General features: G+C 33.7%; 21 protein-coding genes. 3 read left to right on the top strand and 18 right to left on the bottom strand.

Features of this window, described 5'->3' with window-relative positions:
• Positions 1 to 21 precede the first annotated feature (21 nt).
• Genes RB619_RS08805 through RB619_RS08795 form a run of 3 tightly spaced genes read left to right on the top strand, consistent with a single transcriptional unit; the run spans position 22 to position 3,326 of the window.
• Positions 22 to 2,169 (top strand): cation:proton antiporter, encoded by a 2,148-nt coding sequence (locus RB619_RS08805; RefSeq protein WP_308096488.1) that lies wholly within the window; start codon positions 22 to 24, stop codon positions 2,167 to 2,169.
• Positions 2,170 to 2,196: 27 nt separating this feature from the next.
• On the top strand, positions 2,197 to 2,943 hold the full coding sequence (locus tag RB619_RS08800) for a DUF2625 domain-containing protein (protein ID WP_308096486.1): 747 nt from the start codon (positions 2,197 to 2,199) through the stop codon (positions 2,941 to 2,943).
• A 20-nt stretch (positions 2,944 to 2,963) separates the two neighbouring features.
• Positions 2,964 to 3,326, top strand: coding sequence for a VOC family protein (locus RB619_RS08795; RefSeq protein WP_308096484.1), 363 nt, complete (start codon positions 2,964 to 2,966; stop codon positions 3,324 to 3,326).
• A 97-nt stretch (positions 3,327 to 3,423) separates the two neighbouring features.
• Here RB619_RS08795 and RB619_RS08790 read toward each other — a convergent pair whose 3' ends face one another.
• From RB619_RS08790 to RB619_RS08705, 18 genes are all read right to left on the bottom strand, one after another.
• Entirely contained in the window at positions 3,424 to 4,107 is a 684-nt protein-coding gene (locus RB619_RS08790; RefSeq protein ID WP_308096482.1) for a mutarotase, read from the bottom strand.
• A gap of 6 nt (positions 4,108 to 4,113) precedes the next feature.
• Positions 4,114 to 4,482, bottom strand: coding sequence for a DUF1801 domain-containing protein (locus tag RB619_RS08785; protein ID WP_308096481.1), 369 nt, complete (start codon positions 4,480 to 4,482; stop codon positions 4,114 to 4,116).
• 168 nt (positions 4,483 to 4,650) lie between these two features.
• Complete coding sequence (locus tag RB619_RS08780) at positions 4,651 to 5,118, bottom strand: SRPBCC family protein (RefSeq protein WP_308096478.1); 468 nt, start codon at positions 5,116 to 5,118, stop codon at positions 4,651 to 4,653.
• 104 nt (positions 5,119 to 5,222) lie between these two features.
• The gene (locus RB619_RS08775; RefSeq protein ID WP_308096476.1) at positions 5,223 to 5,804 is read right to left on the bottom strand and encodes a TIGR00730 family Rossman fold protein; all 582 of its coding nucleotides are present in this window, start codon (positions 5,802 to 5,804) and stop codon (positions 5,223 to 5,225) included.
• Positions 5,805 to 5,818: 14 nt separating this feature from the next.
• On the bottom strand, positions 5,819 to 6,343 hold the full coding sequence (locus RB619_RS08770; protein ID WP_308096473.1) for a GNAT family N-acetyltransferase: 525 nt from the start codon (positions 6,341 to 6,343) through the stop codon (positions 5,819 to 5,821).
• A 188-nt stretch (positions 6,344 to 6,531) separates the two neighbouring features.
• Positions 6,532 to 7,656, bottom strand: coding sequence for a lactonase family protein (locus RB619_RS08765; protein ID WP_308096471.1), 1,125 nt, complete (start codon positions 7,654 to 7,656; stop codon positions 6,532 to 6,534).
• Positions 7,657 to 7,808: 152 nt separating this feature from the next.
• Positions 7,809 to 8,333, bottom strand: coding sequence for a GNAT family N-acetyltransferase (locus tag RB619_RS08760; RefSeq protein ID WP_308096469.1), 525 nt, complete (start codon positions 8,331 to 8,333; stop codon positions 7,809 to 7,811).
• A gap of 177 nt (positions 8,334 to 8,510) precedes the next feature.
• Positions 8,511 to 9,608 carry an MBL fold metallo-hydrolase gene (locus tag RB619_RS08755; protein ID WP_308096466.1) on the bottom strand — a complete coding sequence of 366 codons (1,098 nt, stop codon included), beginning with the start codon at positions 9,606 to 9,608 and terminating at the stop codon, positions 8,511 to 8,513.
• 6 nt (positions 9,609 to 9,614) lie between these two features.
• A complete protein-coding gene (locus RB619_RS08750) occupies positions 9,615 to 10,037 on the bottom strand; it encodes a DUF1801 domain-containing protein (RefSeq protein WP_308096464.1) in 423 nt (140 codons plus the stop codon).
• 12 nt (positions 10,038 to 10,049) lie between these two features.
• A complete protein-coding gene (locus RB619_RS08745; protein ID WP_308096462.1) occupies positions 10,050 to 11,090 on the bottom strand; it encodes a serine hydrolase domain-containing protein in 1,041 nt (346 codons plus the stop codon).
• Positions 11,091 to 11,197: 107 nt separating this feature from the next.
• Positions 11,198 to 11,566, bottom strand: a complete 369-nt coding sequence (locus tag RB619_RS08740) for a nuclear transport factor 2 family protein (protein ID WP_308096460.1) — start codon at positions 11,564 to 11,566, stop codon at positions 11,198 to 11,200.
• A gap of 72 nt (positions 11,567 to 11,638) precedes the next feature.
• Positions 11,639 to 11,854 (bottom strand): ArsR family transcriptional regulator, encoded by a 216-nt coding sequence (locus RB619_RS08735; RefSeq protein WP_308096458.1) that lies wholly within the window; start codon positions 11,852 to 11,854, stop codon positions 11,639 to 11,641.
• A 1-nt stretch (position 11,855) separates the two neighbouring features.
• On the bottom strand, positions 11,856 to 12,281 hold the full coding sequence (locus RB619_RS08730) for a hypothetical protein (protein WP_308096455.1): 426 nt from the start codon (positions 12,279 to 12,281) through the stop codon (positions 11,856 to 11,858).
• A 62-nt stretch (positions 12,282 to 12,343) separates the two neighbouring features.
• A complete protein-coding gene (locus tag RB619_RS08725) occupies positions 12,344 to 13,258 on the bottom strand; it encodes a helix-turn-helix transcriptional regulator (protein ID WP_308096453.1) in 915 nt (304 codons plus the stop codon).
• Between the two features lie 12 nt (positions 13,259 to 13,270).
• Positions 13,271 to 14,167 carry an NmrA family NAD(P)-binding protein gene (locus RB619_RS08720; protein ID WP_308096451.1) on the bottom strand — a complete coding sequence of 299 codons (897 nt, stop codon included), beginning with the start codon at positions 14,165 to 14,167 and terminating at the stop codon, positions 13,271 to 13,273.
• A gap of 118 nt (positions 14,168 to 14,285) precedes the next feature.
• On the bottom strand, positions 14,286 to 14,771 hold the full coding sequence (locus tag RB619_RS08715; protein WP_308096449.1) for an SRPBCC domain-containing protein: 486 nt from the start codon (positions 14,769 to 14,771) through the stop codon (positions 14,286 to 14,288).
• Positions 14,772 to 14,875: 104 nt separating this feature from the next.
• Positions 14,876 to 15,313, bottom strand: a complete 438-nt coding sequence (locus tag RB619_RS08710) for a hypothetical protein (RefSeq protein ID WP_308096447.1) — start codon at positions 15,311 to 15,313, stop codon at positions 14,876 to 14,878.
• A gap of 84 nt (positions 15,314 to 15,397) precedes the next feature.
• Positions 15,398 to 15,994 (bottom strand): NAD(P)H-dependent oxidoreductase, encoded by a 597-nt coding sequence (locus RB619_RS08705; RefSeq protein ID WP_308096445.1) that lies wholly within the window; start codon positions 15,992 to 15,994, stop codon positions 15,398 to 15,400.
• Positions 15,995 to 16,001: the final 7 nt, after the last annotated feature.

The raw sequence follows: 16,001 nt of genomic DNA, 5'->3' as shown, positions 1-16,001 counted from the left end.
CACAAAGCATAAAATTACAATATGATAGAATTTTTCAGGCATTTTTTACACGAATTCGAATTACCGCTCACAAACCCAGTATTGATTTTTTCTTTAATACTCTTTATAATTCTGCTGTCTCCAATTTTATTAAAAAAAATCAATATTCCGGGGATCATTGGATTGATAATTTCGGGAGTTATTATTGGGCCTCATGGTCTTCATCTTTTAGAAAAAAATTCGGCAGTTACTTTATTTTCAACAATCGGGCTTTTGTATATCATGTTTATTGCTGGGCTTGAACTCGATATGAATGAATTCAAAGCCAACCGAAACAAGAGTTTATTATTTGGTTTTTTTACTTTTATTATCCCGCTTTCAATAGGTTTTCCGGTTTGTTATTATTTGCTTCATTATGAATTTAACGCCAGTTTTTTAACAGCAAGTATGTTTGCAACGCATACGTTGGTGGCTTATCCAATTGTGAGCAAATTAGGAATTGCTAAAAATCAAGCAGTTGCCATTACAGTTGGAGGAACAATTTTGACAGATACTGCGGTTTTGATTATTTTGGCCGTTATTATGGGAAGCAGTCAAGGAAGTTTAAATCAGGCTTTTTGGATAAAATTGACGGTTTCATTAGCTATATTTTCGGCGATTATGTTTTTAGTAATTCCGAGAATTGCCAAGTGGTTTTTTAAGAAATTAGAAAGTGAAAAACACGCCCATTATATTTTTGTACTTTCAGTGGTTTTCTTTGCTGCGTTTTTGGCCGAAGTAGCAGGAGTAGAGCCTATTATAGGTGCTTTCGTTGCTGGTTTAGCATTAAATCCTTTAATTCCGCATTCGTCTGCTTTGATGAATCGAATTGAATTTATCGGGAATTCATTGTTTATTCCGTTTTTCTTGATTTCTGTTGGAATGCTGGTTGACGTAAGTGTAATTTTAAGTGGACCAACAGCATTGATTGTGGCAGCAACGCTTAGTATTGTGGCCATTTTTGGAAAATGGACTGCTGCTTTTTTTACTCAAATTGTTTTTAAATATACTAGAACCGAAAGACAGCTTATCTTCGGATTAAGTAGTGCGCACGCCGCAGCAACTTTGGCGGTAATTTTAGTGGGTTATAAAGCTAAAATTTTAGATGAAAATATCTTAAACGGAACTATTATTCTGATTCTTATAACGTGCATTGTGGCTTCTTTTGCAACCGAAAAAGCAGCTAAAAAAATTGCAATCTGCGAAGAAGAAATTTCACATGAAGATGCAAACCATGATCAAATTTTAGACGAGCATATTTTAATTCCGCTGGCAAAAACTTCTGCAACAGCAAGTTTGTTGGATTTTGCACTTTTGATTAAAGATAAAAAATCGCCCAATCCAGTTACTTTATTAACGATTGTTCCGAATAATGATCAGGCCGAAAAAAATATTTTGAAGTATCGAAAAGCCGTTGATAAATTCGTTATTCAAGGTTCAGCTTCCGAAGTAAAAATAAATACCATTGCTAGAATTGATCATAATCCGGCAAGTGGAATAGCGAGAACTTCTAAAGAAATCATGTCGGATATTGTGATAATTGGCTGGCCGAAAAAGACTGGTTTTCTAGATAAAATTTTTGGAGAAAACGTAGATTCGATTATCAATAATGTCGATAAAAGCTTGTTTATCTGCCGATTTCCAACCAATTTCGTAGAAGAAAAAAGGCTAGTTTTTATCTGTCCGCCGTTTTCTGAAAGAGGAATTGGTTTTCATCTTCTGCTACAGAAAATCTGCAGATTATCGCAGGAATTAAGCATTCCGATTGTACTTTACGCCGATTATAAAACACATCAAACCATTCAGGGAATTGCGAATAGTCTAAAACTAAATGCAAAATTTGGTTTTAAGAGTGTTATCGAATGGGATAATTTTGAATCCATTTCAGATGAAATAAAACCGACCGATTTAATTGTCTTCAATTTATCTCGAAAAGGTTCAGTTTCGTATCAATCTATTTTTGAAAGATTGCCACAGAAATTTGAGAAATCGTTCAGTGAAAATAATATCATTTTGGTTTATCCGCAAGATGACCGAAAAGAAAGTGCGATGGATGCATATGAAGATTTTACGGCATCACCTTTAACCAAAAGTTTGGAAGCCATTGAGCAGATTGGTAGAGGTTTGGGAAGTATTTTGAAGAAAAGCTAGATTAAATAATTCGTTACATTAGAATAAATGACACTAAAATTTCCTTTAATTATTATAGTAACATTTTTAAGTTTTGCAGTTACGGCACAAAACAAAATGAAAAAAGTTGAAGAATTAATTGAAACAAAAGATCCGGGCTGGCCTCTAGTGCAAGATTGGATTAAAACAGCAAAAAATAAGGTTGAGATTTTGCCTGTTGATCAAGTAAAGGCAAAAGATGTATTGTATAAAACTCAGGTTACAACGCGTTCGTCAATGGGAGCGGTTATTTTTAATACAGGTGGGCTTTTAATTGATGATGGATGGATTCGAATTTTGGGTTCTGGAAATTCAAAATTTACTCGTACAATTTCAGATTGGAACAAGGGAAAATCATTTAATGAATTTGGTGAAAAACCACCTTTTTTATTAATTGCTGATGATGCTATTGGCGGTTTTTATATTTTGAACGGTGGCGGACTAGGAACTGATATTGGGAAAGTGTATTATTTTTCTCCTGATAATCTTGAATATGAACCACTTGATATCACTTATTCTGAATTTTTAGGATTTTGTTTTAATAACGATTTAGATAAGTTTTACGAAGGAAACAGATGGAATGGGTGGCGAACAGAGGTTTCGAAATTAAAAGGTGATGAAGTTTTTAATTTTTACCCCTTTCTTTGGTCTGTAGAAGGAAACGATATTAACAAAAGTACAAGAAAAATAATTCCTATTCAGGAACAGTATAGTTTGAATTTAGATTTGCGAAAACAATTAGGTTTCGAAAAATAACTTTTTAAAACTAGAGTAAAATGAATCATAAAATAAAATCAATTCGTCCCTTCATTGGAGCCAAAGACTTTGAATTATCTAGAAGTTTTTATCGTGATTTAGGATTTGAAGAAATTGTTTTAGAATCCAATTTTTCGGTTTTTAAAACTGGAGAAATTGCATTTTATCTTCAGGATTATTACGCAAAGGAATGGATTGAAAACACGATGATTTTCCTCGAAGTTGACGACGCAGAAAGATATTATAATGAACTTTTAGCACTTAACTTAACCGAAAAATATGATGTAAAATTAACTCCAGCACGCCACTTAGATTGGGGAAGTGAATGTTTTCTTCTCGATCCATCTGGAGTTTTATGGCATTTTGGAACGTTTAAAAAGTGATTTTTTTTGCCACGAATTTCACTAATTTCCACGAATTATAATTTTGTTAAGCGCTTGAAATTAGTGGAAATTCGTGAAATTAGTGGCAAAAGAACTTTTACCTCAAACCAAAATTCCCCAAAACTCGGGTAGTACTTTTACGTTGATACCAGTCATTGTAAACCAATTCTAAACTTTTTACATCAAATTCTCCAAAATCATAATCACGAAATTTATCTGCAATTTCGATTAATTTTTTGGGATCATGAAGCGGTTCTTGAAAACGCATCACCGTAGAATGTGCTGTTGAAATTGTATATCGGCTGTCGATACTTTGCTGTAAATTAGAGTTTTTGAAATTCTCTCGAAGTTTATTTCTGAAATTATCTAAAGTGTCATCTGTTGGAAAACCTTGAATCATAAGGGCAGAAGGTGAGGCGGTAATGCCTTTGTAATGAATTCTAATTTTATCAATATCCACCATGCTTTTGCAGATCAACTGAATATAATCATTTGGCGCAATTTGATTTAAGTGAAATTCCTCCGAACAGGAAATAATCGACATAACTGTAATGTGAATATCAGAATCAGGATAATAATATTGCTCTGGTTCGGCTTTTTTTAATTCATTGATGAAAAGCTGAATGTTTGCTTTTATTTCATCGCTGGGACGAATTAATAACGTTATTCCAAATCGAGAATCCGATTCGTTTTTAATTTCTGTATCAATTGCATATTTTCCTGCTGAAATTGCTTCAGAAGATGTCTTATAAAGTTGGCTGTAGTGTTCGGTTAAATTCATTTAATTTTATTTCTTTTTTGCTTTTTCAAGATTTTCTTTCACTCTAAATTTTACAATTTTAGTGATTAAATCATACGGCATTTTATCTTTTAAAGGAAACTGAACAGAACCTTTTCCAGATTTATATTGTGATAGTTGATCTTTAAATTCTTCATGACCACTAGGTAAAGCATAAAGTCCAAGATGGTTTTTAAAAGCAGCAAAATAAACTACAATTCCGTTTTGCTCAAAAGCCGGCATCGAATAACTGATTTTTTCTTTAGCCTCTGGCGCCGCTTTTTGGATCGTCATTCTCACTTTCTCCAAAATTTCCTGAACATCATTCGGGAATGCCCCAATGTATTCATCTATATTTTCGGGTTTTTTAGTATCCATGTTATTTCAATTTTCAGGTTTTGCTCACATTTGTCAGGCTGAGCGGAGTCGAAGCCCACGTCCCAATTGAAATGCCCTTCGACTTCGCTCAGGGTGACAGCTGATGCTTTTTTGTTTCAAGTTTCAAGCAAAACGTGAAACTTGAAACAAAAAAAACGTGAAACGCATTTATGCCAATCCTTTTGGAAATCTGTCTAAAACTAAATTAAGCTGTAATTGATGTTCTAAATAGGCTTTTGCACCAGCTAAAACAAGTGTAAAACCTTCTGTCGAATTACGAACTTGATCGATTATTTTATCTGCATCACCTTTTAAGCCTGAATTTGTAATACTCACAAAAGTCTCATTTTCGTTCAATGGTGTAAAAATCCATTCGACTAAAGTGACTTCATCAGGATTTCCCCATTCAATCACAATCTTTTTATTTTCCTGTAAAACCAATGTCGTAACCGAAAGTGAAAAACCATACATTTCCCAAGTCCATTCCGTTTTCCGGTTTTCTTCTAATTTTCCTGAACCTTTCGTAAACCAGAATTTACTCGTGATTTCGGGATCTGCAAAAGCCTGAAAAACTTCAGAAACAGGTTTTCTAATCAGCATTTCTGCTTTTGCAAATTTGTTGTTTTCTGTTTTCATTTTTTTGAAGTTATAAATTGTGAGTTATGAGTTATAGTGGGAATGAAATATAAAGATAATGCTTTTTACGGATGAGATAAAATTCATAACTCATAATTCATAACTCATAACTTTTCCTCGTCAATCCATTTTCCAACTGTTGGAGGTTCGTAATTTTTCATTTTTTCCAATAAATCCTCAATAGTATCACTTACTAAAAGCATTTTCTGATTTACATCTTTCAACAAGCCTTTTTCAACCATTGTTTCTGTCAATTGAACAAGCGAATCATAGAATCCATTGATGTTTAAAACTGCAATTGGTTTTTTATGCAGTCCTAATTGTGCCCAAGTCAGCATTTCGAAAAGTTCTTCTAAAGTGCCAAAACCGCCTGGAAGAGCGATAACGCCATCGCATAAATCATTCATTTTGGTTTTTCTTTCGTGCATGCTTTCAACCAAAATTAATTCGGTCAAGCCGAGATGCGCGATTTCTTTCGATCGTAGGAAATTTGGAAGAACACCAATTACGGTTCCGTTTTCGTTTAGTGCTCCATCTGCGACAGCGCCCATCAAGCCTACGTTAGCACCTCCATAAACTAATTCTATGTTTTCTTTTGCTAAAGTTTTTCCAAGCAATGTGGCTTGTTCTTTATAAATTTCTTCGGTACCAAAGCTTGATCCGCAGAAAACTGTTATTCTTTTCATTTTTAATTTCGCTTTTACTTTTTCTTCAATTCATATTCAAAATACGGAACATCAATTCCATTAATGTTAAACATGATATCATTGATTTTTTCTGCTCCGAGTTTTAAAACGGCTTTTTGAGAACGGAAATTTTCTGCTCCAACATGAAAAAGCACCGAATCAACATGCTGAAAAGCATAATCGATCAATAATTTTTTGTTTGACTTATTATAAGGACCGCCCCAATATTTTCTGGTAATAAAAGTATAGCCAATTCCAACGCTTGATTTTTCGGGATTGTAATCGTAAAAACTGGTTGTTCCCATTATTTCATTGGTTTGTTTATCAAGAATTAAGAACGGACTTTTTGTAATTATGAGATCAAAAAAAGTTTTAAAACCTTCTCTTTGATATCGGTCTTTTACAGGATTCTGTTCCCAAATCAAAGGATCTGAAGCAGCTTCAAATAAGGCTTCAAAATGTTTTTCTTGAAGCGGAATTAATTTTGAGATTTCGTTTTCTAAGATTTCTGGTTGTAAATTGAAATTATTTGCTGACATAATTTTTTTGTTTTTTGGTGGTTAATAAGACAAAGTTTGTCATTTCGAGGAACGAGCAATCTCCACAAAAAACTCCGAAACGAGAGTCAAATCTTTGTAGAGCTACTTACGGAGATTCCTCGTTCCTCGGAATGACAAAAAAACTGTGCTAATCAGTTTAAATCAGTTTAATCTGTGGGCAATAAAAATCAAATCCGTTTTACTTGAACACATGATACGTTTTCCATTTTTACTTCTTTTCCTACTTTTTTAAGCAGTCCAGTTTTTGAATTTCTTTTAAAAACGACCACATTTCCAGTATTTACATTCGAAGCAATTAAAAATTTTCCGCTTTCGTCAATGGCAAAAACACGCGGATGTTTTCCCAAAGTAGATTGATATCCAATATTTTTTAAAAGCCCATTTTCATCAATTGTAAAAATGGCAATATTGTTTTCTTTTCCTCTATTGGTCGCGTAAAGAAATTTTCCGTCAGGTGAAATATGAATGTCTGAACTTTCAAAACCGTCTTTTATTTTATCTGGATGAGTAGCAATGCGCTGGATTTTATTTAAAACACCATTATCGTATTTATAAACACTTATTTGGCCCGCCATTTCTTCAATACAATACCCAAATTTTTGATTCGGATGGAAAGTAAAATGTCTTGGTCCGGCTTCTAAATCTGTTTTTGCGAATGGAGTTTTAGTTTCGATTAAAGGTTTCTTCTGATTTTCGTCGAATGCATAGCAACGTATTTTATCAGCACCTAAATCGGGTAAAAATAAATAATCAAATTGAGGCGAAAATATGGCCGAATGAACGTGCGATCGAGTTTGTCTTTCTTTGTGCGTACTTCCGTCCATATATTGGAAATTCTGCGCAATTGAGTCGATTTTTCCGTTTTCTAAAATCGGAAAAATAGAAACACTTCCTTCGGTATAATTGGCATTCGCTATCCATTTTCCGCTTTTGTGAACCGTAACATAAACCGGATTTTCTCCACCGCTTCTTTGGCTGTTTAAAAAAGTCAGGCTTTTGTTTTCGGGATTAAATTCAAAACTGCTGACGCTTCCTGCATTTGGCGTTTTGGTATCGGTGCAAGCGTAAACATATTTTCCATTTGGTGAAACATTCAAATAAGACGGATTAATAATGTTTTTTGCCGATGCTGTTTTGGTTAATTTCCCATTTACAGTGTCCAATTGATAAACTTGAATGGCTTCAGCATTTTTATCACGATTATAAGAGCCCAAAAAGACATAAGTATTTTGAGCAGAAATATTTAAAGTTGCGAGAAAGGCAATTGCTATAAAGGTTATTTTTTGTTTCAAGTTTTTTAGTTTCAGGTTTAATGTTTCAAATTTTGCTCGTTTTGTCAGGCTGAGCGTCCCGAGACTTCGGGAGAAGCCCACGTTCCAATTGGAGCGTCCTTCTCCCGAAGTCTCGGGACGCTCAGGGTCACAAAAGAAGTATTTCAAGTATTTCACGAAATTAATTGGTATCTAAATCCAAATACAGGAAGTTCTCCCTGCATAAAATCTAAATCCTCAGATCTTTTAAAACCAATATTTTCATACATTCCCCAAGCTGTTTTCATCGCTAAAGTAGAATGGATAATAACTTGTTTACGGTTATTTTCTGTTGCTTTTTTAATGCATTCTAAAGTCAAAAGTTTGCCAATTCCTTTGCCACGCGCTTGAGAATCTACACCCAAAAGACGAAATCCAGCCGAATCTTTTTCTTGTGTTGCTATTCCGCCAGAACCGTAAAATTGCATATCGTTAAAATAAACAACGGCACCAAGAATTGAATTATTTTCATCAATGGCAACTAAAAGTTCAGTTTCCGGGTGTTTTGTAAAATCGCCAATATTGGCTAGCATTTTATAATAATTGGGCTGTTCATCTTCTTTCGGAAAACCTTCTAATTTTGAATAAACGCTAATTAAAAGCTTTCCAATTTCTTCAAATTCTGAAGGATTTGCGTTTCGAATGGTATAATTGTTCATTTTTTGTTTCAAGTTTCAGGTTTCAAGTTTTGCGTATGTTTGTCAGGCTGAGCGTCCCGAGACTTCGGGAGAAGCCCACGTTCCAATTGGAGCGTCCTTCGACTTCGCTCAGGGTGACAGCGATTTTGTTTCAAGTTTCAAGTTTCAAGTTTGCAATTAACAATTAACAATTAATCATTAATTAACCCCTTTCCACCACTGTTCAAATTCCTGATTTTCATTTTTTAATTCTACTATTTGGCCTATTTTAGGGGTAATTAACGGAATTGAATTTTCTGAATTCGCGTTCAATTCGGTTATTTTTTTCAAAGGTTCGTCCCAAGGATGAAGTGCCAATGCAAATTTAGACGAATGAACAGGAAAGACTCTTTTGGCTTTCAAATCTTTTATCGCTTTTATCACATCTTCCGGTAAATTATGAATGTATTTCCAAGCTGGATTATATTGGCCATTGTCAATCAGCACAATATCAAAAGGGCCAAATTTTTGTCCAATTGCGGCATAATGGGAATCGTAACCGCTGTCTCCTCCCAAATACATTTTAAAATCTTTGGTTTCCAAAACAAAAGAAGTCCAAAGCGTGTTGCAACGTTTAATGCTTCTGCCCGAAAAATGTCTTGACGGAGTGGTATAAAGCGTTAAATTTTGATCTAATTCTATTTTTTCGTGCCAATCTTTTTCGATTATAATTTCCGAAGGGAATTTCCAAAATTCAAAATGAGAGCCAACGCCAAGTGCCGTAATTACCTTTTTAATTTTTGGCTTCAAAGCCATAATTGTCGCATAATCTAAATGATCATAATGATCGTGTGTCATCAGTAAATAATCAATTTCGGGAATATCATTGGCAGTATAAATTTCGGTGCCTTTAAATGCTTTTGTAGTGCCGTAGATAGGTGAGGCGTTACCACTAAAAACAGGATCAATTAAAAAACGCTTTCCTTCAAGCTGAATGTAATAAGACGAATGTCCAAACCAAACCAGAATGTCCTGATCTAACGGAATTTCATGTAAATTAGTTTTTACTGAGGGAATCACATCAGTTGGAATTTTACGGTCTACTTTCTTGAAGAAAAATTCTTTTAAAACATCAAAATAACCGTAACCTTCCGCAAGTTCAGGTGTGAAGCTTTCGTTTTCGAATTTACCGTTTTTATACTGAGGTGATTTTTGTATTAAAGCCAGTCGATCGCCAGCAGGCCTTTTCCCGAATCTAGGATGATATGCAAAATAGAGTGCGACGGCTGCTAAAAGAATAAATATAGTAAGGCTCATAATTTTTTAGTTAGAAGGATATTGTTTTTGCAACTCTTTTATTGAAATCAAAATCATTTTTTTAAGAATTTCAATATCAATATCAGCTAGTTTTTTGACATAAATACAGCCTTTTGCTGCTTTATGCTTTCCTAATTTTGAAAGAAGTTCTTCTCTTTCTTCTGGGGGCAAATAAAGATACAGGGAAATCGCTGCTGTTCTTGGCGAAAAACCAGCCAAAGGTGCGTCGCCTTCATGTCCGCTCGCATATTTGTAATGGTAGCTTCCGAAACCAATAATGCTTGGTCCCCACATTTTAGGTTCAAAACCACTTGTTTGTTCCATGATTTTTAAAAGCTCAAAAGCGTCATTTCTTTTTGCTTCATTCTCGGCAGTATTGATAAAATCGGTAACACTGCTTTCAGTTTCGTTGGTTTTATTTTTAGCCATTTGAATTCGTTTTTATTTTAGTAAATCGCTTCTCAAAAGAATATTTTTGATTTTAAATTCGGATATATAAAACAAATCAGCATTTTTATTCATCTGATTTTCCATAATAATCAAACTAATGTTACTTTCTGGGAAATATAAATTTACAGATGAAAATCCGTCACCTAAACCAGTATGACCAATGTATTTTACTGCTTCTTTTTCAACAATTCTAATTCCGTAGCCATAACCTTCATATTCTTTTCCGAAGAAATCATGTTCAGAAGTTATGTTATAATTAAGCATCGACTTATAAGTTTCTGGTTTTAGAATTTTTCCTTTATGAAGATTGTTGTTCCAAATTGCCAGATCATTTACTGTTGAAACGACCCCGTCAGCGCCTAAACTTTGTGGTGTAATCTGAGTTTTGGTTACTTTTTCAAAAGTTCCGCCAGAATTAATATATCCAGTAACTAAATTTTGATTTTTATCTTTTGAATAACAATAGGTATTTTTCATTTTTAGTTTTTTGAAAAGAGCGTTTGCTATTTCTGAATAGCTTTTTTGAGACACATTTTCAATAATTTTCGTAAGAAGCGTATTGCTCAGATTTCCGTATTCAAAACGCGTTCCTGGCTTAAAAGCCAAAGGTTTTTTCAAATCAACAATTCCGTGCGTGTGATTTAAAAGCTGGTGAACCGTAACCGAATCGGCCCAAGTTTGCGTCAATTCTGGCAAATATTTTTTTATTGGCGCATTCAGTTCTACTTTTCCTTTTTCAACTTCTAATAAAATCAAAACAGCCGTTATCAATTTGCTGTTGGACATGATTTCAAATTGACTGTCTAATTTTAAAGGTTTTTTGGTATCGAAATCAGTAACGCCTTTTACTTTAGAATACAATGTTTTCCCATTTTTTGAAATCAGAATAACACCATTAAAAATAGGCGAAGTATTTTGGACAAGACTGTCGATTTTGGCCACATAATCATCTTTTTTCTGGGCAAAAGAATTACAATTTGAAAAAAGAAAAATTAAAGAAAATAGAGAAAGTGTTTTGGATAAAAAGGTCATCTTTTTAATTGTGAATTATAAATTGATAATTGTAAAATGTTGAGGCTAATGTTTATAATTGTTATTTTTTTTAATTTACAATTAACAATTCACCATTAATAATTAATTTAAAACATTCCGTTTTCGTTAATAGTCTCCGGGCGAATTTGCTGTCCTAAATCCCAAAGTTCTACAATTTTATCGGCTTTAAATTTCATAATATGAACAACGGCAAATCCCAAGTCTGTCGGACTTTGTTTTAAATGCGAATGGACTGCAACCAGATTATCATCTTCTAAAATATGATGAATTTTGAAAATCTTGTTCGGATTTGTTCTTGCCGATTCTTCCATTGCTAGCATCAAAGTATCGGCATCACCTTTAAAATAGGCATTATGATGTTTGAATTTTTTGCCAACGTGAAGTCGGAACGCTTCGTGCGAATGCCCTTTGGCAGCAAGTTTTAAGAAGTCTCGGGCAATTTCTTTCCTAGTCATGATCTTTAAATATAAAAGCGAACTAAGTTAAGAAATTTGAAGCTACAGTATTAAGTAATTGATCGTTGTTTTTTAGAAATCTTCGAGTTTTATTTCAGAAAGATCAATGCCGAGTTTTCCGAATTCTGTTAGGCCAATTTCGGTAATATAAAAATGTTTATCAGCTGGATTTTTTTTGGCAATCCATCCTTTTTCAGCAAAAGTTATGGCAAGTAGTTGGCCTAGTTTTCCGCCAATATGTTCGTAGCACATTTTGGCTGGTTTAACATTTATAGGCTTGCTGTTCATTTTAGTGGAGTTGAGGTTTTCTTCTACAGGTTAATTTTAAAGCCAGATATGCCATTGGAATATAAGCAAAAACTAAATCGACAACTGTAAACCACATTGGCGATGGAAGCGAACAAACACTTATAATACCGCCTAATAAAAAGAAAGCGCCAATAACCAGTGCCAATTTCTTTTTATGATTAAATGCAATTATTGCAGTTGTTGCAGCTCCCGCAAATGTCCCGATAGCGTGTGCTAAAAATGGAAATAGAAAATGTTTAGGCTCAAACAAATGCATAGTTGCTTTAAGTCCTTCCATCGTAGTATTATCAGCGCCATTTGGAGGCGGAATAATCGAACCGCTTATTAAAATTATACTCATGTTTACAATGCTTCCAACAAAAAGACCAATGATAACGGCCAAAGTATTTCTTAAAATAGGGTTCATAAATTAGGGTTTTAGAAGCACTAATTTATAAAAATTATGAATTACATGTATCGAAATAATTTTTAATTGAATGATTGTCTGAATTCTAAAGGCGAGACATTTGTTTTAGTTTTGAATAATTTGCTGAAGGATTGTTGATGTTCAAAACCTAATTCAAATGCAATTTCACTGATTGACAAACTGGTTGTCGAAAGTTTTTCTTTAGCCTTTTCGATTAATTTATTGTGAATATGTTGTTGTGTGCTTTGACCCGTGAGCAACTTTAATAAACCACTTAAATAATTGGGCGAAACATTTAAGTTTTCGGCAATAAACTGAACTGTTGGCAAACCTTTTTTTGATAAAGAAAGATCGTTGAAATACTCTTCAAGTAATTTTTCCAACCGAGCTAATATTTGATGATTGCTTATTTTTCGGGTAATAAATTGTCGGTTGTAAAAACGCTCAGAATAAGTTAGAAATAATTCAATTTGAGCAATAATAACATCTTGGCTAAATTTATCAATATTGGATTGATATTCCTGCTGAATATTTTTTATAATACTGATAAGCATATTTTCTTCTTTATCAGAAAGATGCAGTGCTTCGTGAACCGCATAACCAAAATAGTCATATTGTTTGATTTTTTGTGCCAAAGGTGTATTCCATAAAAAATCAGGATGGATCAATAATGACCATCCTGTATGTTGCAGTTCTGAATTTCCTTCGATTGAAAAAACTTGGCCTGGCGAAATAAACATTAAAACACCTTCTTTAAAATCATATTCTTGTTGACCGTAGCGCATTTTTGCATTCGAATTTCTTTTGAGCGCAATCGAATAAAAATCCAACATTAAGCTTTTTGGTTCGGCTTCGTTGAGATATTTAAGATCTTCAAAATTATAAACGCTGATTAACGGATGCTGCGGTTTTGGCAAATCTCTAAATTCATGAAATTCGCTGATGGTTTTTATTCGGTGTGGTTGAAGATTTGCCATAGTCTAAGTTACTTATTTCTGATTGTAAATCGAAGCAAATTCTTTTGCATATGTTGCAAGTTTTGTTTTCCCCATTTCTGCAGGTCGATTTTGGTAATAATCTTCGCCTAATAAACCATTGTAAAGTGCGGCGTACATTTCGACTAAACCTTCAGCAATTTTTGGTTGCATTCCCACAGCAATCAAACCATTCAAAGTTTCCTGATCGGTGGTTAAAATCCATTTTAAATCTGGTTTTCCAATCGCTTCGCCTAAAATACGCGCGGTTTCATGACCAGAAAGTTCTTCACTGGCAACATAACGAACTTTTTTTCCGTCAAGCGGAGTTGTAAGTTCTTCAGCAATTGCGTCTGCAATATCATTTGGAGAAACCCACGGAATAATAGAATCAGCGCCATAATTGGCAGCGATGATACCTTGATTTTTGATTATCGGAATATAAGCCAGCAAATTGTAATAGAAAGAAGTTGGACGCATAAAAGTGATTGAAACATCTGAAAGTTTATTCAATACACTTTCAATCTCATTATAGCGCTGAATAATTCCTGAATTTTTCTCTAAATGCGCTCCAATACTACTCAAGAAAACCACACGTTTTACGCCTGATTTAGCAATTGCTTCGGCATAATTATTTCCAATTTTACGCGTAAAAGCATCTAAATCTAAATTTGGATCAAAATAATTCGCACGTGGAATCATGCAATAAACAGCATCTGCGCCCGTAAAACTTTCGGTCAAAAAATCTAAATCTTCAACCGATCCAATTAATGCTTTTGCGTCTAGTTTTTCAATTTCAGATTGATTTTTAACTTTACTGCTAATGATCGAAATATCATGTCCTTTTTGTGCCAAATTATTGGCCAAAGGTTTGCTGATGTTCCCTAAAGAACCTGTAAGTATAATTTTCATTTGTTCTAATTTTAGATGTTACAAAGTTGCGCAACATCTAAAAAAGGACTGTAGCCAAATCTACTTTTGTTGTAGTCGAAAAAGATGCTAAGACACTAAGATTCTGAGGTTTTTGCTTTTAGTTTTCAGATAGCCTTTTTTCGTTTTCTGTTTGTGGTTTTCCCGTTGCATTTGGTTCGCCTTTTCCAGTTTCAATCAGCTTTTTAAGACTGTTTTGAATATAATTGGTCCAAGCGCCTCTGCAAATTTCAAAGCATTCATATTCGGAGGTTAGACCAAAGTGTGTAAAACGTAGTTCCGTTTTGCCGTCTTTTTCTGAAATCTCAAAAGTTGGTTTTGTTCCGGTCCATTCTGTTTTGTCTTCGGTAAATTTGAAATAATTTTCTTCAACCAACCAAACGATTTTTTGATTCGGAATTACTTCAATTAATTTTACTTTGCATCGGTGAATATCTTCAAAATGATAATCAAATTCATCATGCAGTTTTGCCGTATTTCCTTCAATTTCTTCAGACCACCAGCCACGTACATTGGTAACGGCATTAAAAACTTTTTCAGGAGATTGATCGACTTGTATGGTTGTTGTAAAACTTGTTGTGCTCATCTTATTTGATTTTTAAAAGTTGTATATCAAATTTATTCTTTAAAAATCAATTAGTTAGGGCGTTTAAGAGACAATTTTGAGGGTGGAATCAGACAAATTTTATTTTATAAACCTTTATTAAGAAATACTGCGAGAGAAAAAATAATTCCCATGAATATAGCAATGCTAATTAGACCAATTAAAGCGACTCTCCAGCCATTAAAAATTTCACCACCTCTTTCATTATGATTTTGAATATTTTTTTCTTGGAACGTTTTAATAAAATAGGCGCTTAAGCCACTATAAATTAGGGGGAAAATTATATTTGGAAAATTCTCGGGAAGCACAAATACAAGAGCAATAATTCCTATAGTGAAAAGAATTGTGATAATCCATGTGTTTCTAGCTTTTTCATAATCATTGAAGGTTTTGAAGTTTTCTGCAATACAATATCCAGCAACTAAAGGCCCTGCAAAAAAAGTTCCTCTTAATATAGTATTTTGTGAGTAAATTTTTTCTGTTGGTATTTCTTCAAAAACTGATTTTTCGATTGTTTCGTTCATTTTTTTTTGTGTTTATTTTCCTTTGAAAATTAACAAATTAAAATGATTTGGTTTGATTTGAGATCATATTTAATTTGTTAATTTTCAAAATCGAAAACTTTTAATTTTTGCTGGAATTTCTTCAATCAATATAAAATGCCCTTCCATCACTTTTTCCAGTTCCAAAGTTCCACCCAAAATTACCATTTCTTTATTTTCAAAACGTTTTCCGAGTCGGTCTTCTAGCATAATCGTTTCCATGCTTTGTGCCATTTTAATTTCATTTAAAAAATCATTCGGATGGCCCGCTGTGCATATCACTAATCCAAAAGGAACCGTTTTCATTTTCGGAAAAGTTTCCGTTTGGCCATACGCATAGCCAACCGAGTAAACGCGGTCAAACCAACCTTTTAATTTCGCCGGACAATCGCTCCACCAAACCGGATAAAGAAAAATAACACAATCGGCATTTTCTAGTTTTTTCTGTTCGGCTAAAACATCTTCAGAAATTGGAAGATCGAGTTTGGCAAATCCTTCTCTTTCATATTCCGTTTCAGATAAATCACTTTGAAAATTAGAGGCGTACAAATCAGAGATTTCGAGATACCAGTCCTGTTTTGAAATAACATTTTTAAGTCTTTCTAAAACCTGAAAAGTATATGATTTTTTGCTCGGATGGCAGTAAACAATTAGAATATTCATTTTGGTT

Origin of the sequence: Flavobacterium sp. LHD-80 (genome assembly GCF_030929605.1) — a bacterium.
In the GTDB taxonomy this organism is placed as follows: Bacteria; Bacteroidota; Bacteroidia; order Flavobacteriales; family Flavobacteriaceae; genus Flavobacterium.
This window is presented reverse-complemented; position numbering and strand designations above follow the sequence as displayed.